We start from the raw sequence: 22,035 nt of genomic DNA on the forward strand, positions 1-22,035 counted from the left end.
CATGAGAATTAGAGCGTGGAATATAAACGCCTTAACCCCACTATGCTACAAAACAAGTGCTCGGCAACGCCTATTTTGAAACTTTAAGATGTCATCTGATCGCGGCCTTGGATTAATTGAAGTGGTCTTGGGCACAATATGATGAGCAAACCCTATTGCTAAAAATGGAGCAGTAACAAACTTCAACCACAGGGGGCAAGACCGAAATGTGAACCACGCCAGAGGCAAGAACCCTTACGCCAACGTCACATTGAACTCTCCTCAATGCTGGCAGATCAAGCGATTTCAGCGCAATCGTGCCCCTAATTTTGCAGCAGCCGCGATTATTTTATCGCTAATCGCTTCAATTTCTGTATCGGTGAGCGTTTTGTCGTGCGGCTGTATTCTGACTTGCAGTCCTAAAGAAACCTCGTCCTCCCCGAAACCATAGCCATGATAACGATCAAAGAGGGTTACATCCTTGATTACGGCCTTATCGACATGAGCTACCGCTCTAATCAGATCTCCAGCTGGCAAATCGGCCTTCACGACAAAGGCAAAGTCGCGCGATAGGGGCATAAGGGAGGAGGCGTCTAATAGTGGCTTGGTTTTAACCGCCTTGGCTTTGGTAAGTGGGATTGCGTCCAAGAAAACTTCAAACCCAAGCATAGGAGCATCGACACCGAGTGCTTTCAATACGCTGGGGTGGATTTCGCCAAATTCAGCTACGATGACTTTAGGGCCCAGCTTGAATGTACCTGAGCGACCAGGATGCCACCAGGAACGCCCACTTTGGACGGTCTGTAGCCCGCCTACAGAAACACCCATCGCCTCTAACATCGCAAGCACGTCCGCTTTGACACTAAATACATCTGGGGCGCTTGGCTCGCGCCAATGACGGACTAGGCCGCGTGTAATGCCCGCGATCACCTGCTCCTGATCGTCTGGGCCATCCCCCTTATAGATCGGGCCAGCTTCAAAAAGCGCGAAATTCCCAAAACCGCGATCGATGTTGCGCTGTCCCGCCAATAATAAATGGATCAAAGCACTTGGGCGCATACAATCTAAATCTGAAGCAATTGGATTGGCTAAAACCAGCCCACCGCCACCTTGCGCACCCCCAAATAAGGCGCAGCTAGCTTGGCTCGCAAAACTCCAGCTGACGGTCTCCATCCAACCGCGTACCGCAAGACTGCGCCGCCCCAAGCGGACGCGATTTTGGCTAGGGGCAATGTGGGGTACCCTGGGGCTACAACGATCGGGTAGTTTCGTAGTGGGGAGGCGATCAAAGCCTGCGATGCGGGCAATATCTTCAACCAGATCTGCACTGCCAATCACATCGCGTCGCCAGGAAGGGACCTTAATTACGCGTGACTTGGGTCCTGTGCTGGTTATGCCAAAGCCAAGCTGATCCAAGATAGTGTCAATTTCACTCTCGCTCAAATCCATGCCAGTCAGTCGTGCGACTTCCGTGGTCTTAAATACGACATCGGCCGGTGGAGGCGGCACTTGACCGACCAGAAGGCAATCAGACGCTTGTCCGCCACACAGATCCAAGATCATCCGCGTGGCAAGTTCAAGCCCGGTTTGAACAAAGCCTGTATCGACGCCGCGCTCAAAGCGATATTTTGCATCCGACTGAATGCCCGTTTGCCGGGCGGTTTGGGCGATCATCAAGGGCGCGAATAAAGCGCTCTCAAGGAAGACCTCGGTGGTAGCTTCTGAACAACCCGTCGATTGCCCGCCCATAATGCCGCCCAATCCCAAAGGACCATTGTCATCGGCGATCACACACATGGATGGGTTCAATGCATAGGTCTTGGAGTCGAGTGCAACAAAACTCTCCCCCATCTGCGCCATACGGGCGGTGATAGTGCCCTTTAGCAAAGCGGCGTCATAGATATGCAAGGGTCGCGCGCGGTCAAAGCAAATGAAATTGGTAATATCAACCAATGCATTGATTGGGCGCAGGCCAATAGCGATCAAGCGATCGGCCAGCCATTTGGGGCTTGGCCCGTTCTTAACGCCCTTGATCAAGCGTCCCGCGAAGGCGGGGCAGGCTTCTGGCGCTTCAATCTTGATCGAAACGGGGCAGGCAAGACTGCCAGGAACCGCCACAATGGCGCGCTCCTTCAATATACCAAGACCGGCGGCGGCAAGTTCGCGCGCAATTCCAGCAACACCCAGCCAATCTGGGCGATTGGGCGTCACCTCAAAATCAATCACCGCATCATCAAGGCCCAGCGCCGCCGCCGCGGGCAGACCAATATCTAAGCCCGCTTCAAGCTCTAGGATGCCATCGCTTTCCTCGGCCGTTTCAAGTTCAGCGGCTGAGCAGAGCATACCGTTTGAGACGACGCCGCGCACGGCGCGTGGCTCCAAGGTAATCCCACTGCCTGGAATAAAGGTTCCCAAAGGCGCATAAATCGTAAACAGGCCTGCGCGCGCATTGGGTGCGCCGCACACGATTTCCTTCATGCCATCCTTGGTTTCGACTTGGCAAACTTGCAGCCGATCCGCATTGGGGTGCTGGGCGGTCGAGACAATTTTGGCCACCGAAAAGGCTTTGAGCTTTTCAGCTGGATCTTCCCAATGCTCCACCTCAAGGCCAGCCATCGTCATGGCTTCTAAAACTGCCGGCAAAGATGCGTCAGTGGCCAAATGCTCTTTAAGCCAAGACAAAGTGAATTTCATTGTTTCTATCCATAAAATAGCGGCACGTATCGGCGGACAAAGGTAGATGACCTAAGCGACGTTTGATGCATCGACCTCAGTGCGCCTCAGCCCAATTGAAGGCGCTGCGCGCTTCAACCACCAAGGGCACAGAAAGAGCAACAGCGGGAAGTGCTGCCTTCTCCATCACCTTAACAACCAAAGCACATGTCGCATCCGCTTGGCTTGAAGGCGCTTCAAATACAAGCTCGTCATGCACTTGCAGCAGCATGCGCGCATCCAAACCCGCCTCTGCTAAAGCATCTGGTAATCGGATCATCGCCCGTTTGATGATGTCAGCTGCCGCCCCTTGTAAAGGCGCATTGATGGCTTGGCGTTCGGCAAAGGCTTGTTCGGCTTGGCTTTTGGCGTGGATACCCGGCACCCAACAGCGACGGCCAAAGATTGTCTCAACATAGGTTTTTTCCCGCGCCATGGCTTTCATGGTATCCATATAGGCCTGAATACCGGGAAATCTTTGCTTGTAGGTGGCGATATAGTCGCGCGCCTCGCCTTGTGGGATCGATAATTGGCGCGCCAGCCCAAAGGCGGAAATGCCATAAATGATACCAAAGTTAATCGCCTTTGCTTTGCGCCGCACCATTGGGTCCATGCCTTCAAGGGGGACGCCAAACATCTCTGAAGCCGTCATGGCATGAATATCAAGGCCATCGACAAATGCTTTCTTTAATTGGGGAATATCGCCGACATGGGCCAAAAGACGCAGCTCAATTTGGCTATAATCTGCAGAAATCAAAACATGGCCGGGCTCGGCCACAAAGGCGCGGCGGATGCGTCGCCCTTCTTCGGTTCGGATCGGGATATTTTGTAGGTTTGGATCGGTGGAAGATAAGCGACCTGTTGCAGCACCGACCATATTGTAAGACGTATGCACCCGCCCAGATGTGGGATCAATCGCTGCTTTCAGATTATCCGTATACGTGCTTTTAAGTTTGGCCAGCATGCGCCAGTCCACCAATGTGCGCGGTAATTCATGGCCTTGGGCAGCTAGATCTTCAAGGGCCTCTGCACCCGTTGCCCATTGACCCGTGGCGGTCTTTTTGCCTCCGGGCAAGGACATTTTATCAAATAGGATCTCACCCAATTGCTTGGGGCTTCCAAGATTAAACACTTCGCCAGCTTGGGTATGGGCAATTGCTTCAAGGGCGACCATGCGCTGCGCAAAATCCAGCGAAAGGCGCGACAGCTCACCAACATCGACCTTTACCCCCGCGCGCTCCATCGCTGCAACCACGGGAACCAAGGGTCGCTCCAAAGTTTCATAAACCGTGGTTGAACGCTCCTGCACCAAACGCGGCTTAAGAATATGCCATAGTCTAAGTGTTACATCGGCATCCTCGGAAGCATAGCAAGTGGCGCGCTCAACAGGTACCTGATCAAAGCTGATTTGGGCTTTACCAATGCCGCATACATCTTTGAACGCGATGGGCTTATGGCCCAAAAGGCGCTCAGAAAGATCGTCCATACCATGGTTGTTGCGCCCGGCATCGAGCGCGAAACTCATTAGCATGGTGTCGTCGATGGGCGCGATAATGACCCCGTGCTGTGCCAGAACTGAGACATCATATTTAATGTTTTGGCCGATCTTTAACACCGCATCATCTTCCATCAACGGCTTCAAAGTATCGATGACTTCGATGAGGCTCAGTTGGCCGGGAATGAGCGCGATAGATGCATCTGCGCCACTGAAAAGATCCCCCGTGACGCCCATTTCACCAGCGCCCCGATGGCCGATAGGTACATAACAGGCAAGGCCAGGTTCCACCGCCAAGGACAGGCCCACCAAAGTACCGCTTGAGCTATTTAGGGAAGAGGTTTCCGTATCAAAAGCCAGATAGCCCTGATTTTTGGCGCGGGCGATCCAATCTTGCAGCCGCTCTAGGCTGGTGATTGTTTCATAGCTGGTCGTATCCATTGGTTTAAAGACCGATTGGGGTATGCCCGCAAAGCCAGTTGAACTGGTACCCCTTTCTGGCTCATGAGTCGCATGCTGGATGGCGTCGACCCCGGCATTGGAGCTTACATGCTGGGCTTGATCAGCCACAAAGCCATCGCGGCGCAAGCCTGCTTCCACCCGCCCTGTCAGGGTTCTAAGTTCCATCTTGCGAAGGAAATCCAACAGCACCAAGGGTTCGGGCTCGCGGACGCCAAAATGCTCAAGATGCTCCAAAACGGGCACATCCTGCATCAAAGTAACCAGTCTTTTGGATACCTCAATTTGCTCGCGAAAAGCGATCAAGGTCTCGCGCCGCTTGGGCTGCTTAATCTCATGGGCATGGTCGAGGAGGTTTTCGAGTGTGCCGTAAACGGACAAAAGCTCAGCCGCTGTTTTCACACCAATGCCGGGTGCACCCGGCACATTATCGGTGCTATCTCCCGCCAAAGCCTGGACATCAATCACCTGATTTGGGGCAACGCCAAATTTTTCCAACACCGCTTCTGGGCCCATGGGCCGATCCTTCATCGGATCATAGAGGCTGATTTGATCCGTGATCAGTTGCATCAAATCCTTGTCAGAGGAAATGATCCGCACCCTTGCGCCGCTTTCAGCCGCTTGGCGGGCATAGGTTGCGATCAAATCATCGGCTTCATAGCCCGCCAGCTCAATACACGGCAGTCCAAAGGCGCGGGTGGCCTCACGTATCATAGGAAATTGAGGAACCAAATCTTCAGGTGCTGGGGGGCGGTTGGCTTTATAGGCCTGATAAATCTCATTGCGAAAAGTTGGTCCGGGCGCATCGAATATCACGGCTAAATGGGTAGGCTGCTCACTATCACGCTCATCGGCCAATAGTTTGAAAATCATGTTGCAAAAGCCAGATACGGCACCAATCGGCGCACCATCACTCTTGCGAGTTAGAGGCGGCAGGCCATGAAAAGCACGAAAAATATAGCCGGAGCCATCAATCAAGGTTAGGCGGGAATCGGGGCCAATTGGGTAGGTCATCATCCGATCTTAAGCTAGGCGATCATGACTTCCAATCCCGGTGTGAGCCTTAAACCAGCAAGGATTCTGCCAAGCGCGCCTTAAAAGCCTGATCGATGCCTAATCTGGCCAGATAGCCATCGACACCACCTTCCCTTTTGTCCATGTGTGACCAAGCTTGGCTTAAAAAATCTTCATGCACACCAATCATAGGAGCAAGAGTTGCTGGTTCGATTACTTTGTTAAATTGCAGACTCAACTGACGGGCATAGCGGGCGATCATGTCCATGTCGCGCGCAACCTGATTGGTCAACAAATAGTCGGCAAGGATGGTATCATAATCTACACCTAAGGCATGCAATATCAAACCGCACAAAATCCCAGTTCGATCTTTGCCCGCTGCACAATGGATAACAAGGGGGCTTTCATGACGAGCCAGACGATCAAATGTTTCCTTAAACAATTGAATATGTTGCGGCTCCCATGGAATACGCCGATAGGCACGGAGCATATGGTCATGCGTGGCTTGCAAGGTCAGATCGGTGTCGCGAATAAATTCCAAATGCGGGGGCAAAGCTAGGGTATCATCCTCACCCAGCGATGAAGTCACGACCTCTACGTCAAGGCCATGAAACTGGCTTGGCTGTTGTTCCCGTTCATGGCGGCGGCGCAGATCGACGATGGTTTTGACTCCTAATTCCGCGAGCTGCGCGCGACCTTCATTGGTCATTTGAGCATAATTAGCAGATCGAAAAAGCTTGTGCTTGGCTACGGTGCGCCCCGATTGGGTGGGGTAAGCTCCAAAGTCGCGAAAATTACGTACGCCTTCGACCAAGATAAATGGGGGTGGCATTAGATGAGTCATGGCTTGCTCATGTATCAGTCTGGTCTGCGCTTCAAGGCGTTTTACAGCCTTGGACGGCTAACCCTGATGCTTGATCGCCTCTGGCCTAAATTCCCTTTGAACAAATTGAACGCTTTTAGTACCATTTAACTAGCACCTGATGCGTTGAGTGGCAGATCGGTTTAAGAACTGACCTCTCGCGTGGCGGTCATTGTCACGGTGCGATCATGTACGACAATCTATGAATAGATAGGAATTTAGCAAGGTCGAAATCAGTAGCCGCTTCGAACCAATAGAACCACTCTTTCTTGAATAATCAACAACGTTTTCAAATCAAGGCATTTTTATACACAGACTCGGTCAGAAGCTTTACAGAACTGAGCCAGTCAAAAGATGAAATTCCCAAGCTAAAGCCGCTGCAACAATATCGTCCAATCGCTCAAATTTAGGCTGCCAAGGTAAGATTGATCGCAGGTAAGATGAATTGGCTATCAGGATGGGTGCGTCGCCGGCGCGCCGTGGGGCCATGATGGTCGCGATAGGGTGGTTGAGTTGCTTTTCAAGCGATGCCAGTACCTCTAGGACAGACGCACCTTTGCCATACCCACAATTGGCAGTGACATTGTCACCACCAGCCAATAGATAATTGACCAGTAGCACATGAGCGTCGGCCAAATCACTTACATGAATGTAATCGCGCACACATGTGCCATCGCGTGTATCATAGTCGGTCCCAAAGACCTGGATGTGAGGACGCTGCCCTGTAGCCACTTGGCAAGCGACTTTGATGAGATGGGTGGCATTAGGGGTACTTTGACCTGTTCGGCCTAAAGGGTCTGCACCGGCGACATTGAAATAGCGCAAAATCCCGACTGGTATGCCATGCGCGGCGGAAATGTCGCCTAGCATAATCTCCGTCATTAGCTTTGATTGGCCGTACGGACTTAAAGGGGCTTTGAGCGCATCCTCGGTTAGGGGCTTAGAATTACCGGGTGCATAGACTGCGGCGGTGGAAGAGAAAATAAATGCTTTAACCCCTGCCTTGACCGCTTCACGGACCAATCCCAGGCTTTTGACCGTGTTATTCTCATAATAAAGTCCGGGATTGACCACCGATTCAGGTACAATGATAGATCCCGCAAAATGCATCACAGCATCAATCGATTGGGTCTCAAATACAGCACTGACCGCCATTTTATCGCCTATGTCGGCGATAATCAGGTGCGCCTGAGGTGGGACATTGACCTCCTTACCTGTTGATAAATTATCAATAATAACAACATCATAACCTACATCAATGCAGGCCCAAGCTGCGTGGCTACCGATATAGCCTGCCCCGCCAGTGATAAGGATTTTGGCCATGCCGACACACCCATAAGATCAGAAATCAAAACAATTATACCGCCACTTAAGCCTTAGATCTTTGTGTTCAAAGCATGCCAAGAGCAGCACGTATATCTTCCATGGCCTCTTGGAGAGCTCCGCGGGCTTCTTCTACTGCCGCTTGTAATTGGCCCTCACGCGCCTTTGCCGCTTTAAGGTCTTCTTTTAATGCTTGATCACGCATCGTTTGACTTTCGGTGTCTAAAGAACCTTGGCCAAGTTTAAGTCCGGCACGATGGCCTTCTTCATAGCCCTTCATACGCGCGATGTCGCCTATCCTGGCCAAAGAGTTACCAAATACACTTTCCAGCCGTGTCAGCGCCCTTTCAAATCGTGCCAATGTATCGTCTAAACTAGGTCTGTGTCCCATGCTCATACACGCACATTATCTCAGTCCTGCCAAAAACCAAATCTCTGTCCTGCCAAAAACCGAAATCTTGGAAAGATCAAAGGTGGTATTGGGTGGACGATTCGATGTAGGTTGGCTATAGCCTCCGTTCACACCCATGGATTTACCTACAAATCCCCTGCCTGCACACGAGGCTAAACAGGTTTAAAATTTGTTACATCACCACGGAGAAAAGTATGAGCGTGCGCGTCGCGATCAATGGGTTTGGCCGAATCGGTCGCCTTGTCTTACGGTCTATCATTGAACAGGGCAGAACCGATATTGAAGTGGTGGCGATTAATGATTTGGGCCCGGCACCAACCAACGCGCATTTGCTCAAATATGATTCTCTCCATGGTCGGTTTCCAGCAAGTGTGACCGTTGTTGGCGACACCATTGTTGTCAATGGTAAGCCCATTCAAGTTACAGCCATCAGAGATCCTGCTAGCTTGCCTTGGGCGGCGCACAACATTGATATCGCGATGGAATGTACAGGTATGTTTACGGCGCGTGACAAAGCAATAGCGCATGTAACAGCTGGCGCTAAGCGCGTTTTGATTTCTGCTCCAGGTGATCATGCCGATAAGACCATAGTATACGGGGTCAATCATCATGCTTTGACCCAAGAAGACGTGATTGTCTCCAACGCCTCATGCACCACCAATTGCTTGGCCCCTGTCGTCAAAGTCCTTCACGATGGTGTGGGGATCGACAAGGGATTTATGACCACCATCCATTCCTATACCGGTGACCAGCCAACTTTAGACACTATGCATAAGGACTTGTACCGCGCGCGCGCGGCAGGGCTTTCAATGATTCCAACCTCAACTGGGGCCGCCAAGGCAGTGGGCCTGGTTTTGCCAGAGCTTGCAGGCCGTTTGGACGGCGTCGCGATCCGAGTGCCCACACCTAACGTCTCGTGCGTAGATCTGAAGTTCCTCGCCAAGCGTGTGACCACTGTCGAGGAGATTAATGCCGCGATCCAAGCTGCTGCTGACGGGCCGCTTAAGGGTATTTTGGGCTACACTGCTGATCCCAATGTCTCGGTCGATTTTAATCATGACAGCCATTCCTCCACCTTTGCTTTGGATCAAACCAAGGTAATGGACGGCAATTTCGTTAGGATCTTGTCTTGGTATGATAATGAGTGGGGCTTCTCCACCCGCATGGCCGACACCGCTATTGCAATGGCCAAGTTGATCTAAGGGTTCGGTTTTGGGTGCAAAAATAGGATAATCTTTAGGTTCATTATGACTTTTTCTTCTCTAGAGACCGCTAACCTCGCCGGAAAGCGGGTATTTGTTCGGGTTGACTTTAACGTACCGATGCAAGACGGCATTATCACAGACGATACCCGCCTGCGTGCCAGTGTGCCCACCATCAAACTCTTGCTCGATAAGGGTGCTAAGGTGATTTTAGCGGCGCACTTTGACCGGCCAAAGGGTAAGGTGGTGGCCTCGATGTCGCTGGCCTCAGTGGCACCAGCGCTTGCGACACTTTTAGGGGTGCCTGTCGCATTCGTGGCTGAAAGTGTTGGGCCGATAGCCGAAGCAGCCGTTGCCGCTTTAAGCCAAGGCGATGTGTTACTGCTTGAGAACACGCGTTTTCATCCAGGTGAAGAAACCAATCACCCTGAGCTTGCGAAAGGCTTTGCCCGCTTGGCCGATATCTATGTGAATGATGCGTTTTCGGCGGCCCATCGCGCCCATGCTTCCACAGAAGGTTTGGCGCATCTGCTGCCAGCCTATCCCGGCTTATCGATGTCGCATGAATTAGGTTATCTTGATAAAGCCTTGGGTCAACCCACCCATCCTGTAATGGCGATCGTCGGCGGGGCTAAAGTTTCAAGCAAGATTGATGTGTTGCACAACCTTGTCTCTCGCGTCGATGTTTTGGCGGTTGGAGGTGGTATGGCCAATACGTTTTTGGCAGCGCGTGGTACCCATGTTGGCAAGTCCTTGTGTGAACACGATCTTGTGGACACCGTGCGTACCATTGAAGCGGCAGCTATCGCCAACTCATGCAAGATCCTTTTGCCAATTGATGTGGTGGTTGCAACAGCCTTTATCGCCCATGCCCCCCACCGCACGTGTGAACGCGATCAAATAGGCGACAATGAAATGATTTTGGACGCTGGTCCCAAATCCGTAGCGGCACTGGCCGCAGCGATGGAGCAAGCAAAGACCTTGGTCTGGAATGGCCCACTTGGCGCGTTTGAGTTAGAGCCGTTCAATCAGGGCACTATAGAGGCAGCGCGAACGGCCGCGGCACTGGCGCACTCTGGCCGCTTGATCGCAGTCGCAGGTGGCGGCGACACCGTATCTGCTCTTAATCAAGCCCAAGTCACCGACGACTTTACCTTTGTTTCAACGGCTGGTGGGGCCTTTCTTGAATGGATGGAAGGCAAAAAGCTACCTGGCGTCGAAGCACTCAAACACAGCTAAATTACTCAACTAGTGAGGCACCGATGAATCTCGATCAACTGGTCGCAACAGCAAAAGCTATGGTTGCCCCCGGCAAAGGAATTCTTGCCGCCGATGAAAGTACTGCGACCATTCGCTCCCGTTTTGACGCTATCGGGGTTGAATCTACGCCCGATACACGCCGTGATTACCGTGAACTTTTGTTTCGTTCCGAAGAAGCCATGCGCAATCATATATCAGGTGTGATTTTGTATGATGAGACCATTCGCCAGTTTGCGCGCGATGGCACCCGCTTGGTTGATGTCATCAAGTCGCATAGCGCTTTGGCCGGCATTAAAGTCGATTTGGGCCCGCGTGAAATGCCATTTTTTCCAGGAGAGCGTGTCACCGAGGGATTAGATGGGTTGCGCGATCGATTGCGCGATTATTACGTACATGGCGCGCGCTTTGCCAAATGGCGCGCCGTGATCGATATTGATGCGCGCCGACCCAGTGCCGGTTCCGTTAAAGCCAATGCCCACGCTTTGGCGCGTTATGCAGCACTGTGCCAAGAAGAAAACATTGTTCCTATTGTGGAACCTGAAGTTCTCATGGACCTCGATCACGACATTAAGCGCTGTTATGAAGTCACAGAATATGTGTTGAAAATGACCTTTTCGGCACTTTATGAAATGCGTGTGCAGTTGGAAGGCATCGTCCTAAAGCCTAATATGGTTATCGCCGGACGTAAGGCAAAGGTGCGATCAAGCGTGGAAGAAGTGGCAGAAAAAACCATACAGTGCCTCAAAAATACCGTACCTTCTACCGTGACTGGAATAGCCTTTTTATCGGGCGGTCAGTCTGATATTGATGCGACAGCGCATTTAAATGCCATGAATGCCCTTCATGCGCTGCCATGGAATTTGACTTTCTCCTTCGGCCGCGCACTACAAGCTGCCCCGCAAACAACTTGGGCGGGTAAGGATGAAAATATCCCAGCAGCCCAAGCTGCCTTTTATAAGCGCGCGCGTATGAACGGCTTGGCTTCACTGGGTCAGTGGTCGCCCGAACTAGAAGCATAACATGGGGTACCATGTTGATCTTTTCTTGACCCTTAAACGGTTCATCGATTGGATTAGTCATCTTTCAACAAGCGGTCTAGATAGTCTCGCTCCGTTTGATCACGCGAGGGGTCACTTTGGCGACGTCTTAACTCATGGCGCAGATCGCGCGCACGCCGTCTTTCCATGCCGTCAGGGATTTTGGTCCCAGCACCATCATCAGCACCTGGCATTGGGCGACCTAAGGGGTCTTTAGAATTATCTCTACCTGCTTGGCTGCCTGCTGGACCTTTGGATTGCGCGGCTTGACGGAGGGATTGAAGAGCGCGCATTTGTGCACTATTGGCTTCCGTTAATCGGCCATGACGCAGCGCCTGCGCCGCCTCGCGCATCGCTTTGGATGCCAAACGTTTCTGCTCTAAACCATAGCTATCCGAGGGATTGGTTACACTATCCTTTGCATTCAGCTCAGTTAAATTTGCTAATTCGTCTTGCTGTAGAGCAAGTTCTTCGGCGGCCTTGGCGCGGGCGTCAGAATTGGGCATCTCTCTCAACTGATCGGTTTGGTCATTTAATTGGGTTTGCGCCCGCATAGCGCGGTCAATCGGCCCGCCGCCGCCATCCCCGCTCGAGCCCGATGGCCCTGCCTCTAAATTTTCTAGCACTTGGCCTAATTGATCCAATTGGCGCAAAGCATCCTGCCTGGACCCATTGGCGCTTAAATCTTCAAACGCATTGAGTGCATCGTCTAAATCTTGGCTGGTGATGGGTGGATTGGTCTCGCCGGCTTCTTGGCCTTCACCGGACGCTTGTTCTTGCGCCAATTCCTGTATACGCTCGCCGACGGCTTCGCGCAACTCTTGGGTGAGGGCACGGATTTCATCACTGGGCGCGCCTTGCCCTATAGCTTGTTTGAGCGCGTCTTTGACCTCTGCGATCTTTTGTTGCGCCGGGGATTGGGTGCCCGCTTCAACCTCATTGGCTAAGCTCCACAACAGTGGTGCTACGCTATGGGCATCTTCTACATGGCGCGCAATAGACAAGCGCTCTAGCCCATAATGCAATGCAACTTGCCCGGTGTCGGGAAACCCTATGCTCTGTGTGACTTGTGATAAAGCGGTCAGCGTTGCCACCGCCTGTGCGATGCCGGGTGGCGCGCCAGCCAAGGGTTCAGAGAGGTCGAGCTTGATTGGCCCTAGCGCTTGCTGATCCGACATGCTCGCCCCTGAAATCAAAGGTTCAAACAGGATCGCCCAGCGCGGCAATGCCTGTGCGTAGGGGCGGGCTTCGCGCAGGACCATTAAACGCACTTCTTGGAACGCAGCCGCCAAGTTGGAGCGCCATCGCCGCTGGGGCATAATCAGGCGGGTCGGCTTTGAGGCCGCTTCCTGCCCCAGTCCATCGCGAACCACGATGCGGGCCTCAACCTCCATACCCGTCAAAGCATGGTCAAACACATCTAAAAATAGGCGCTTAGCCTCGCCATCGCCCAAAGAGGCGTCCCCAGGAATAGGCGTGTCATAGGTTGAATGCCCTGCGAGCCCGTCGGGGATTTTTACCGGTCTAATCCGCACAAAAGCGCCCTTTAGGCCGTAATCGTCACTGGCAGAAAAAGCGATGGATAGCCGCCCTTTGGGGTCGATCTTTATAGGCTCTGCGGCCTTTAAAACAGGGGGTAGGTCGCGGATGAGGTCAATGACCCAAGCCGCCCGCGTCCCAAACCGACTGACCGATAGAGTGCCCGATTGGGTCAGCGCAATGGTGCCGCGCCAAATCCTGTCATTGGTGACTTTAAGTTTTTGAGATCGCCAAGGGGCATGAAGATGGGGGGCCCCGCGCGCACCTTGGACTTGGGCGGTGATGATTGAGCCCGAGGGGAGAGCAACCCTTTTTTGATTGGGATCGAGCCGGATGAGCGGAAGGCCCGTATAGGCTGGTGGCTCCGCCCACACCTCAATCATCAAATCACTATCCCCCATCACGGGCGATACATCAAAATGAAGAGCTCGGATTGAAGCTGTTGGGTTTAAAACACATAGACCAAAGGCAAATAGCAAAAGGGCAGCCTTACCCGCATCGCGCCAATAAAGCTGTGGGTTAACCGGCTTGGATAATTGACCGGTGACTTCAGCGAGGCGGCGCTGATGTAGCGCCCACAATTGCTGATCGCCTAAAACCCTTTGGTCCTGCGCGCTACTTAGTGGGGCAAGTTCAAGAAGGCCTGCACTAACTTCCAAGGCGCGGTAAGCTTCTTCTTGGGTCATGACCTGGAAACCACGTATGCCACGCCAAAGGGCATAAAAACTCAAAACCCAAATCAAGCCCGCAAACAAACTTATGAGGGCAGGGGGCCATGCCTGACTTAAACTGCCAGATAAAGCGCCACATGCGAGCACAAACAACGGCGGCCAAATCGCCCTTAGGCCCTTCACCAAAGCATCATCGCGGATCGTTCGCGCCACAGCGCGCTGAGTTGACCGAGAGGGGGAGGCGGGTGCTAACACTAGGCTACCTTAACACAGCCTCAATTGGTTTGTTAATTGGCCTTGGGTGGCGGGGTGGCGTTTGGGCGCGCCATGACACGCTCGAGTTGGGCTAAAAGACTATCGGCTTCGGGGGATGAGCCTTTGGCGACCCGCGCCCATTGGAGGGCAAGCTCTAGATTTTGCGCCGTCCCTTCGCCCTTGGCATTGACCAGCGCCCAATAAAACGCGCCGTCTGCGTCGCCCGCTTCGGCTGCGGTTTTGAACCAGCGGGCGGCACTGGCGAGGTCCCGCGCCACACCGCGGCCCTGATAAAGCATTAGCCCATAATCTGCAGAGGCATCAGCGCGCCCAGCCGTGGCAGCTTGTTTAAGAAAGCCTATGGCTTTGAGGGGGTCATCAATGGGGTCAGGGTCGCCATCGGCGTAAAGAATGGCTGCGGCATAAGCGGCATCTGCATCGCCAAATCCAGCAGCCCGGCTATACAAGCTTGCGGCGCGGCCACGGTCTTTAATGCCAGCTGCTCCAGATAAGAAAAGATCGGCCAAAGGTGCATAGGCATCCTTGCGCCCAATCGCGACTGCGCGCTGCAATACTAAAAGGGCTTCGCCCGGCGTCGCGCCACCTTGGTTCGCAAGGCCCAAGCGGGCTAAGCCCATCATCGCATCACCATCACCACCGCCAACCGCCCGCCGATACCAGCGCACAGCAAGGGCGGGTGCTGGGGTGCCCATAATTCCTTGCTCATAGATAGAAGCTGCCAGAGTTGCCGCTTTTGGATTACCCCGTGATGCGAGGTTTTCGGCTTGACTAAGGGCGTCACTATAGTCACCACGACCGAAAGCGGCATTGGCCGCCGCTAAAGCTTCCTGATCGGCTAAGGCCTCGCTCGCAGCGGGGCTCATCTGCCCAGTGACTTGCGCCAAGCACGCCCCCGAACCCATCAACCAGGCCAACCAAAGGCTCGCACCAAAACAACCTAAGCGCATGTCTGAAACATCTCTTTAAACGAGGCGCTGGCGGCAGCTGCACCCCCCGGCCACGCCCAGATACCCGCACTGACCGCTAAGAAATCAGCGCCAGCACGCACCAGTTGCGCGCCATTATCAGGATTGATGCCACCAATGGCCACACAGGGAATTACCATAAACTCTTGCCACCATGTCAATATGTCCAAATTGGCACGTGTTGGTGCCGACTTTGTGGCGGTATCAAAAAAAGCACCGAAAGCGACATAATCGGCCCCGGCTTCTGCAGCCTCCATCGCCAAATGGCGACTGTCATGACAGGTGACTCCCAAGATCGCTTCTTTCCCGATTGTTGTGCGGGCTTGCACAACCGAACCATCCGTTTGGCCAATATGGACGCCATCGGCCCCAGTTTCGCGGGCTAGGTCGGGGCGGTCATTGATGAGGCAAGCCACACCCATCGCTTGGGCTAGGGGAAAAATCGCTTGGGCAGCGGCTAGGATTTCAGCATCGCTGACGTCTTTAAGCCGCAATTGCAGGCACGCCACATCACCTGCCTCGATAACGGCTTCCAGTTCTTTTGTGAAAGCGTGAAGGTCGCCAATACTGGGCGGCGTGATCAAATAGAGGCGAGCAGGGTCACGATTTAACACGTCAAAAATTCCTACAAAGCTTCAGGCACGGAACAGAAGATGGACAAGTGCCAGCATTGTGAGCTGCACACGCGTTTGGAAACGGGCACAACATCTCTTTACACTTTATGGCGACCTCTATGACCCAAGCAACCACTCCAGCCAAGCCAGTCCCAGCGCATCAACGCGGTTTTTTAGGATGGGTTGAGCGGATTGGAAACCTTTTGCCCGATCCCGTGATGATCTTCGTCTGGCTGATCGGCTTCTTGATGGTGCTGTCGGTGATTGGTTCAGTGCTTGGTTGGTCGGCATCTTTACCTTTTGCAGGCGAAAAGGCACCAAGTGGCGGCGAGCTTAAGGATGGCATCTTATCATTTGAAGCCACCAGCCTCTTTACCGAAGAAAATATCAAGCGACTAATTGTCGATATGCCCCGCACCCTAACCGGCTTTGCGCCTTTAGGCATGGTTTTGGTGGTGATGCTGGGCGCGGCGGTTGGTGAGCGAACGGGCCTTTTTAGCGCATTAATCCGCTCTAGTTTACGCGATTTACCGCGCCCCTATCTGACCCCTGTTGTGTGCGTGATTGGGATGATGAGCCATCATGCCTCTGATGCAGGCTACGTCGTCTTTATCCCTTTAAGCGGTCTGGTTTATGCTGCGGCTGGCCGTCATCCCTTGGCTGGAATCGCGGCTGCCTTTGCCGCTGTCTCGGGTGGCTTTGCCGGCAATATCACGCCTGGCCAACTCGACGTTTTATTGTTTGGCTTTACCCAAGAAGCCGCGCGCATCATTGACCCAACTTGGACGATGAACCCATTGGGCAATTGGTGGTTTATTCTGGCGATTGTCGTGTTGTTCACCCCCATTATCTGGTTCATCACCGATCGCATTCTCGAGCCTCGCCTTGGGCCCTGGGCGGGCCAGCCCGATCAGGATCTCCAAGCCGAATTAGCCAAGTCAGCGGTAACGGCGGATGAAAAGCGCGGCCTTCTTTATGCGGGCCTGTCTGCCCTCTGCGTCATCATCGGGTTTGCTGCTCTGGCGCTATGGCCGGGCTTTACGCCCTTGATCGACGAGGCCCAAAAAGGCACCGCACAATTGCAACCATTTTACCAAGCTTTGATTGGGGGCTTTAGTTTGTTATTCTTGGCGAGCGGATTGGCCTATGGCCTGACCGTTAAATCCATCCGATCCTCTGGCGATGTGGTCAATATGATGGGTCAAGGTGTGGGGTCTCTTGCCCCCTATATCGTGTTTGCCTTCTTTGCAGCTCACTTTATCGCCATGTTTAATTGGTCCAATCTAGGGCCGATTGCGGCGATCAACGGTGCTGAAGTTCTCAAGGCTTGGAGCCTCCCCGCACCATTTTTATTGGTGTGCGTGCAAGCCTTTTCTTCGCTTTTAGACTTGTTCATTGGTTCAGCCTCGGCGAAATGGAGCGCGATGGCACCCGTTGTTGTGCCGATGTTTATGCTGCTTGGAATTTCCCCCGAAATGACGACAGCTGCTTATCGCATGGGCGATAGCTATACCAATATCGCAACCCCATTGATGAGCTATTTTCCGCTCGTCCTTGCCTTTTGTCGGCGGTGGGACAAGGATGTAGGTGTGGGCACTTTACTATCGTTGATGTTGCCTTTCGCCTTAGCCTTTATGGTGTCTGGCATGGCGTTGACGGCGGCTTGGGTATTTTTTGACTGGCCGTTAGGACCAGGTGCAAGTGTCCATTATAGCCTACCAGGTGCGCAATAAAGCTTCACGCTGGAACGGATAAAAGTCTGAACCCAAGTGCATCAAGTCGGTGAGTTCATCAAGGGCAACTTGGCCTTCCAGCATCAAGTTGGGATCGGCAAGATCATCAGGGCCCAACGTGTCACGATAATGGCGCTCGATCCAAGTTGACAGGTCTTGATAGAGCGCATCGTCCAACACCGCCCTGGCACCTAAGGCGTCGCGTTGCGCGTCATCCATCACCACCCGTAAACGCAGGCATGCAGGCCCACCCCCGTTACGCATGGATTGGCGCACATCCACAAACATCACCCGCCCAATCGGCCCATTGCTGGCGACTAATTTTTGCAAATAGCGATGAGTGGGCCGATTTTCACGGCATTCTTCTGGTGCGATCAACACCAAACGATCTTCACCGGGCAGTTCGAGTAATTGTGTATTGAACAAATAGGATTTGATCGCGTCGCTTAGGGGGACTTCCGCCTCTGGCACTTCCACGATCACCGCTTCCATCAGCCCATCACACGCCCGCTTGATCGCTTCATGGGTACCCAAACGGTCTTCAAACGCATGCTCATGACAAAAGAGCACGTTTAAGCTCGCCACCGCCACAACGTCATTGTGGAAAGCACCAGCTTCAATCGCTTTGACGCTTTGTTGCACGTGCAAGGTGCGGCCCGCCTCTAAGCCATGACGCCGCGCGATGGCTTGCCCGGTCTGGATCGTTTGGCGGGCTGGAAAGGCGGTGTGTTGACGGCCAAACCCGTTTCGTCCCCACACAAAAATCTCAACACCGGGCTCGCCATGTGCGCGACATAGCCGCATATGGTTGGCGGCCCCCTCGTCGGCGAACAGCGACTGGTAGGGTAAAGCATGGTGGACGGCAAAGTGGTCAGAGTTAGCAAAGATGGCCCAAAGGCTCGCTTCGGTTTGGCTTGCCTCTAAGGCGCGATGCGCCATGGTCATGAGATTTGCGGGGGTAAAATGTAGCCGTCCATCGGCACAATCGGTACTTGGCGATACGGTTGCCGCATTGGCGGCCCACATTTGCGCTGACGAGCCGGCCGCGCGTACCAAGGCTGGATCTGCCTTCCACGCGGCGGCTAAAACGTCCTTATCAGAGCCTGAAAAGCCGACCGCGCGCAGGCTGGGTAGATGGGGGCGTTGATGGGGTGGGAACAGGCCCTGCACCAAGCCTAAATCCGCCAGCATTTTAGCTTTGGCCAAGCCTTGTAGCGCGCCTTCTTTGGGCCTTGAGATCGCGCTCGCATGGGCGGTTGAAGCCAGATTGCCGATGCTAAGCCCGCCATAATTATGGGTTAAGCCAACTAGACCATCAAAATTTGCCTCAAAAGCCACGATCTACCCCTTATGAGCTATCGCCTTGGGCTATAGATATAGGCTTAGGAGTCAAGACTTAGGGTGTAGCTGCGTGACTTGCCAGCGAAGTTTGGGCCGTCACTATGTCTGCAACGGCCCAAGCTTAGGTCTTAGAGTGCCCGACGGCGGCGGATTTCGCTGGCGGCATAGATAAAGCCAGCAGAGGCTACCAGACCCACCCAGAACATCGGTTGAGTTAGGCTTTGGGTGAGGTGAGCCAGTATTTCGTTAACTGGGATCTCTGGAACATCCTTTGCGTTCTTAATGCTAACAATGCCAAGATTGTCATAGAGTGGCTCCCCGATCAGGCGGCCGACGGGGTCCCATAAAGCGTCGAGAATTTTATCGTCGTCATTACCCCGGTAGGCAATCGCCATATAGACGAGGGGGACCACGACGAGGGGTGCAAAGGCGGCAATGAAGGGCATTTTAGGGGCCCAAGCGCTGACCATGCTAAACCAGCCATAAACAGGCATCGCCCAGCCAATATAGAAGGGAAGACCAACGGTGACGACGATCCAAACCTTTACCGCATTGGCCAAGACGGGCACAAGGGTCACACCGGTGATGCCAACTTGATTGAGGGTCAAGACTGCAATGGTGGTGATCGCCAAGTGCAGGACGATGCCAACCATCAAGGCAAAGAAGAGCCCAATCCCAACAATCGAGACCAATTTAGCCCCAACGGTTTCTAGATCACTGACCGGCATGGATTTCCAGAACAGGATGGTGCGGTCCTTGCGTTCATCATGCAAAGCGCCTGCCTGCAGGAACAAGATGGCAATAAGGGCTATGCCTAAAGGCAGGCTTGATGCAATGGCTGTACCGATTGGCAATACCGCTGTGATGCCTTCCTTGGTTTTCTTATTGATAGCTTCATCCAAGGTCCGCGCTTCGCCATTAGGTCCAACGACGGTCACGCGCCCTTTTGCGTCACGGTTGACTGTTGCATTGCCACCGCCGACTTCGATTTCCGCAGACATGGAGGTGCCGCGCGCCTCGCGTGCGCTTGAAAAATCCCCCGGATCAAAGCCAAAGCGGGCGTGGCCAGTTAGGCTGGCCACCAAAGTCACCACCAATAGGATGGCTGCGATCACGACGGGTGTGATGATCAAAGCACCGCGATTATCGGCCAAGTCGCGCCGAATAAGGGTCAAAAACTTGTTCATGAGAACACTCCCGCAGGTAGGGTAAAGCTAAGAACAGCTGTTTGAATTTTAAGGCCAAGTACCGGATCAAACGACCATTCCACGCCTCCAAGTCCCAATAAAGCAAGACCAATGAGGCCAAGCACGACGCCAGAGGTGCGCACTATTTTAATGATCCCACCCCTTGAGACAGGCTTTTCTGGGCGCACAAGTGTGGCGGGTTTGGCTGCCAGCGCTTTGGTCGGGAAGGGTCGTCCCTCCTCTTTGGCGCGACCTTGGGCGAGAGTGAATAATAATCCAGTAATCATCTAAGCCCCCTATTGCGCAAGCGCGACGAAAAGGTCGGTCAAGCCCACACGTTTGGGCTCCCCGAAGGTTTTAAGCGTGTCGGCACTGACCCCATCAAACACAAACGTGGTGCGGCCAAGGAGCGATCGGCCGTATAAGGGCTTTAAAGCCTCGGCTTCGCTTTTTTGGGTATCAAGCACATCGACGGCCAAGAAGCGTTCGGCCACATCCTCCATGGAGGCGTCTAATGTGACCGCCCCGTCGCGAATAAAAATTGCGTGGCTCAAAATGGGCTCGACCTCATCGACCTGATGGGTGGTAATGATCACGGTGCGGGTTTCATCAAAAAAATCTGACAAAATCGCGTCGTAAAAGCCACGCCGATTGACGATATCAAGGCCAAGCGTTGGCTCATCCAAGACTAGAATGCGGGCATCAATCGCCAAAGCAATCGCCAAATGAACCTGCACAATCATGCCTTTGGAGAGGGCTTTGATTTTAGAGTCGAGCTTAACCGTGGTGGTCTTTATGCGGGCGATCGCTTTGCTTTGATCAAATTTTGGATGCAGGCCCGCCACCCAATCAAGCAGGTCAGCGACTTTTGCCCAGCGCGGCAAAGTTGCGACATCAGCGATAAAGCAAACCTGCTCCATCAAGGCGGCGCGTTCCATCAAAGGGTTCATCCCCATCACCTGCAACTCCCCCTCATAATTGGATAGGCCCAAGAGGCAGTTTAAAAGCGTGCTTTTGCCCGCGCCATTGGCCCCGATGACGCCAACAATCCGCCCAGCTGGGATTTCAAGATTGGTGGGTTTGAGCGCTTGTTTTTTGCCGTAATTTTTTGCCAAGCCTTTGGCCGAAATCAAACTATCTGTCATTACCCATTTCCCTCAATGTCTTGCAGTAAATCGCGCGCGCTCAGATTAAGGCGCTTGATGCGGGCCAAGACGATTGGCCACTCTTCTTTTAGAAATACGGTTCGCTCGCTGGCGGTTAAGCCCTGACGGACACCTTCAATCACAAACATGCCAAGCCCGCGGCGGCGCTCAACCAAGCCCTCATCAGCGAGTTCCTGGTAAGCCTTGGATACCGTTAAAGGATTGACCTGAAGGTCGAGCGCCACCTGCCGTACCGAGGGCAATGGCTCACCTTCCTTTATCCCCCCATCGAGGATAGCAGACAGGACCCGGTCCTTGATCTGCCTCCAGATTGGTTGATCGTCGCGCCAAGTTTGCGTCATAGACAACTCCCAACCGCGCTAAACATGCCGTACTAGCGCTATGGTGTATTGGTATAGTAACACACCATGCTTGTCAAGCGACAAATGTGTTCGAGATGCATTTAGCGAACACAAAAGCCATAGCGCTCTTCACTAAATGCCAAGAAAGGTTGGTACTGATATAGGATGAAGGGGGTTTGACCGTTTGCTCCTTCAGCAAAGTTACGTGCTAGCCTCTAAGCTATTGACATGGAGAACTTAGAAGGCCTGCGGGCATGTTTAACCCATGAGGTCTGCAATGCGCTTAGGTGACGATTCTGGTACAAATCTATCTATGATGATCAAGCCCTATGTGGCGTCAAATCACCCAAGCATGATCTGTACACGATTGATAATGTGAGGACTTGGGTCAATAGGCATGCACCAGAAGCGGCAGGAAAACATGCATTGGTTACCCCGCCCGAGGAA

Annotated in this window: 17 protein-coding genes; 4 read left to right on the top strand and 13 right to left on the bottom strand. The window is 53.2% G+C overall.

All coding sequences use genetic code 11. The annotated features are described in order from the left end of the window. Nucleotides 1-285: 285 nt before the first annotated feature. From pheT to PsB1_RS03475, 5 genes are all read right to left on the bottom strand, one after another. A complete protein-coding gene (pheT, locus tag PsB1_RS03455) occupies nt 286-2,673 on the bottom strand; it encodes a phenylalanine--tRNA ligase subunit beta (protein ID WP_284359083.1) in 2,388 nt (795 codons plus the stop codon). Between the two features lie 76 nt (nt 2,674-2,749). Beyond that, nucleotides 2,750-5,662: a DNA polymerase I gene (gene polA, locus PsB1_RS03460; RefSeq protein ID WP_284359084.1), complete on the bottom strand. Its 2,913-nt coding sequence runs from the start codon at nt 5,660-5,662 to the stop codon at nt 2,750-2,752. A 46-nt stretch (nt 5,663-5,708) separates the two neighbouring features. Further along, nucleotides 5,709-6,503: a tyrosine-protein phosphatase gene (locus PsB1_RS03465; RefSeq protein WP_284359086.1), complete on the bottom strand. Its 795-nt coding sequence runs from the start codon at nt 6,501-6,503 to the stop codon at nt 5,709-5,711. Nucleotides 6,504-6,851: 348 nt separating this feature from the next. Next, on the bottom strand, nt 6,852-7,844 hold the full coding sequence (gene galE / locus PsB1_RS03470) for a UDP-glucose 4-epimerase GalE (RefSeq protein WP_284359087.1): 993 nt from the start codon (nt 7,842-7,844) through the stop codon (nt 6,852-6,854). Between the two features lie 67 nt (nt 7,845-7,911). Then, nucleotides 7,912-8,241 carry a hypothetical protein gene (locus PsB1_RS03475; RefSeq protein ID WP_284359088.1) on the bottom strand — a complete coding sequence of 110 codons (330 nt, stop codon included), beginning with the start codon at nt 8,239-8,241 and terminating at the stop codon, nt 7,912-7,914. 209 nt (nt 8,242-8,450) lie between these two features. Between PsB1_RS03475 and gap the strand changes: the two genes are divergently transcribed. The 3 genes from gap to PsB1_RS03490 are packed head-to-tail and all read left to right on the top strand — an operon-like array spanning nt 8,451 to nt 11,737. Further along, complete coding sequence (gene gap / locus PsB1_RS03480) at nt 8,451-9,458, top strand: type I glyceraldehyde-3-phosphate dehydrogenase (protein WP_284359090.1); 1,008 nt, start codon at nt 8,451-8,453, stop codon at nt 9,456-9,458. Nucleotides 9,459-9,503: 45 nt separating this feature from the next. After that, a complete protein-coding gene (locus tag PsB1_RS03485; protein WP_284359091.1) occupies nt 9,504-10,697 on the top strand; it encodes a phosphoglycerate kinase in 1,194 nt (397 codons plus the stop codon). 23 nt (nt 10,698-10,720) lie between these two features. Beyond that, complete coding sequence (locus PsB1_RS03490) at nt 10,721-11,737, top strand: class I fructose-bisphosphate aldolase (protein ID WP_284359092.1); 1,017 nt, start codon at nt 10,721-10,723, stop codon at nt 11,735-11,737. A 53-nt stretch (nt 11,738-11,790) separates the two neighbouring features. On the opposite strand, the gene PsB1_RS03495 is transcribed toward PsB1_RS03490, so the two are convergent. The 3 genes from PsB1_RS03495 to thiE are packed head-to-tail and all read right to left on the bottom strand — an operon-like array spanning nt 11,791 to nt 15,820. Then, the gene (locus tag PsB1_RS03495; RefSeq protein WP_284359093.1) at nt 11,791-14,220 is read right to left on the bottom strand and encodes a DUF4175 family protein; all 2,430 of its coding nucleotides are present in this window, start codon (nt 14,218-14,220) and stop codon (nt 11,791-11,793) included. A 32-nt stretch (nt 14,221-14,252) separates the two neighbouring features. Further along, nucleotides 14,253-15,188 carry a tetratricopeptide repeat protein gene (locus PsB1_RS03500; protein ID WP_284359095.1) on the bottom strand — a complete coding sequence of 312 codons (936 nt, stop codon included), beginning with the start codon at nt 15,186-15,188 and terminating at the stop codon, nt 14,253-14,255. Then, entirely contained in the window at nt 15,179-15,820 is a 642-nt protein-coding gene (thiE, locus tag PsB1_RS03505) for a thiamine phosphate synthase (RefSeq protein WP_284359096.1), read from the bottom strand. Before thiE ends, PsB1_RS03500 begins: the two co-directional genes overlap by 10 nt. Nucleotides 15,821-15,939: 119 nt before the next feature. On the opposite strand from thiE, the gene PsB1_RS03510 reads away from it, so the two are divergent. Then, complete coding sequence (locus PsB1_RS03510) at nt 15,940-17,553, top strand: AbgT family transporter (protein WP_284359097.1); 1,614 nt, start codon at nt 15,940-15,942, stop codon at nt 17,551-17,553. Here PsB1_RS03510 and astB read toward each other — a convergent pair. From astB to PsB1_RS03535, 5 genes are all read right to left on the bottom strand, one after another. Further along, nucleotides 17,536-18,894, bottom strand: coding sequence for an N-succinylarginine dihydrolase (astB, locus tag PsB1_RS03515; protein ID WP_284359247.1), 1,359 nt, complete (start codon nt 18,892-18,894; stop codon nt 17,536-17,538). The two genes, PsB1_RS03510 and astB, sit on opposite strands and share 18 nt — an antisense overlap. 128 nt (nt 18,895-19,022) lie before the next feature. After that, nucleotides 19,023-20,081 carry a hypothetical protein gene (locus tag PsB1_RS03520; RefSeq protein ID WP_284359098.1) on the bottom strand — a complete coding sequence of 353 codons (1,059 nt, stop codon included), beginning with the start codon at nt 20,079-20,081 and terminating at the stop codon, nt 19,023-19,025. Next, nucleotides 20,078-20,368: a hypothetical protein gene (locus PsB1_RS03525; protein WP_284359099.1), complete on the bottom strand. Its 291-nt coding sequence runs from the start codon at nt 20,366-20,368 to the stop codon at nt 20,078-20,080. Before PsB1_RS03525 ends, PsB1_RS03520 begins: the two co-directional genes overlap by 4 nt. Before the next feature lie 9 nt (nt 20,369-20,377). Continuing rightward, nucleotides 20,378-21,226: an ABC transporter ATP-binding protein gene (locus PsB1_RS03530; RefSeq protein WP_284359100.1), complete on the bottom strand. Its 849-nt coding sequence runs from the start codon at nt 21,224-21,226 to the stop codon at nt 20,378-20,380. Then, entirely contained in the window at nt 21,226-21,588 is a 363-nt protein-coding gene (locus PsB1_RS03535; RefSeq protein ID WP_284359101.1) for a GntR family transcriptional regulator, read from the bottom strand. The genes PsB1_RS03530 and PsB1_RS03535 overlap by 1 nt, the downstream gene beginning before the upstream one ends. Nucleotides 21,589-22,035: the final 447 nt, after the last annotated feature.

Origin of the sequence: Candidatus Phycosocius spiralis (assembly GCF_030158815.1) — a bacterium.
Classification (GTDB): Bacteria; Pseudomonadota; Alphaproteobacteria; order Caulobacterales; family Aquidulcibacteraceae; genus Aquidulcibacter; species Aquidulcibacter spiralis.

Excerpts from the sequence above, each read along its gene's own strand:
- PsB1_RS03530 (WP_284359100.1), bottom strand. The coding sequence starts at position 21,226 with ATGACAGATAGTTTGATTTCGGCCAAAGGCTTGGCAAAAAATTACGGC.
- PsB1_RS03500 (WP_284359095.1), bottom strand. The coding sequence starts at position 15,188 with ATGCGCTTAGGTTGTTTTGGTGCGAGCCTTTGGTTGGCCTGGTTGATG.
- PsB1_RS03535 (WP_284359101.1), bottom strand. The coding sequence starts at position 21,588 with ATGACGCAAACTTGGCGCGACGATCAACCAATCTGGAGGCAGATCAAG.
- PsB1_RS03510 (WP_284359097.1), top strand. The coding sequence starts at position 15,940 with ATGACCCAAGCAACCACTCCAGCCAAGCCAGTCCCAGCGCATCAACGC.
- PsB1_RS03490 (WP_284359092.1), top strand. The coding sequence starts at position 10,721 with ATGAATCTCGATCAACTGGTCGCAACAGCAAAAGCTATGGTTGCCCCC.
- PsB1_RS03525 (WP_284359099.1), bottom strand. The coding sequence starts at position 20,368 with ATGATTACTGGATTATTATTCACTCTCGCCCAAGGTCGCGCCAAAGAG.
- gap (WP_284359090.1), top strand. The coding sequence starts at position 8,451 with ATGAGCGTGCGCGTCGCGATCAATGGGTTTGGCCGAATCGGTCGCCTT.
- PsB1_RS03465 (WP_284359086.1), bottom strand. The coding sequence starts at position 6,503 with ATGACTCATCTAATGCCACCCCCATTTATCTTGGTCGAAGGCGTACGT.
- galE (WP_284359087.1), bottom strand. The coding sequence starts at position 7,844 with ATGGCCAAAATCCTTATCACTGGCGGGGCAGGCTATATCGGTAGCCAC.
- PsB1_RS03520 (WP_284359098.1), bottom strand. The coding sequence starts at position 20,081 with ATGAACAAGTTTTTGACCCTTATTCGGCGCGACTTGGCCGATAATCGC.
- PsB1_RS03475 (WP_284359088.1), bottom strand. The coding sequence starts at position 8,241 with ATGAGCATGGGACACAGACCTAGTTTAGACGATACATTGGCACGATTT.
- PsB1_RS03485 (WP_284359091.1), top strand. The coding sequence starts at position 9,504 with ATGACTTTTTCTTCTCTAGAGACCGCTAACCTCGCCGGAAAGCGGGTA.
- polA (WP_284359084.1), bottom strand. The coding sequence starts at position 5,662 with ATGATGACCTACCCAATTGGCCCCGATTCCCGCCTAACCTTGATTGAT.
- pheT (WP_284359083.1), bottom strand. The coding sequence starts at position 2,673 with ATGAAATTCACTTTGTCTTGGCTTAAAGAGCATTTGGCCACTGACGCA.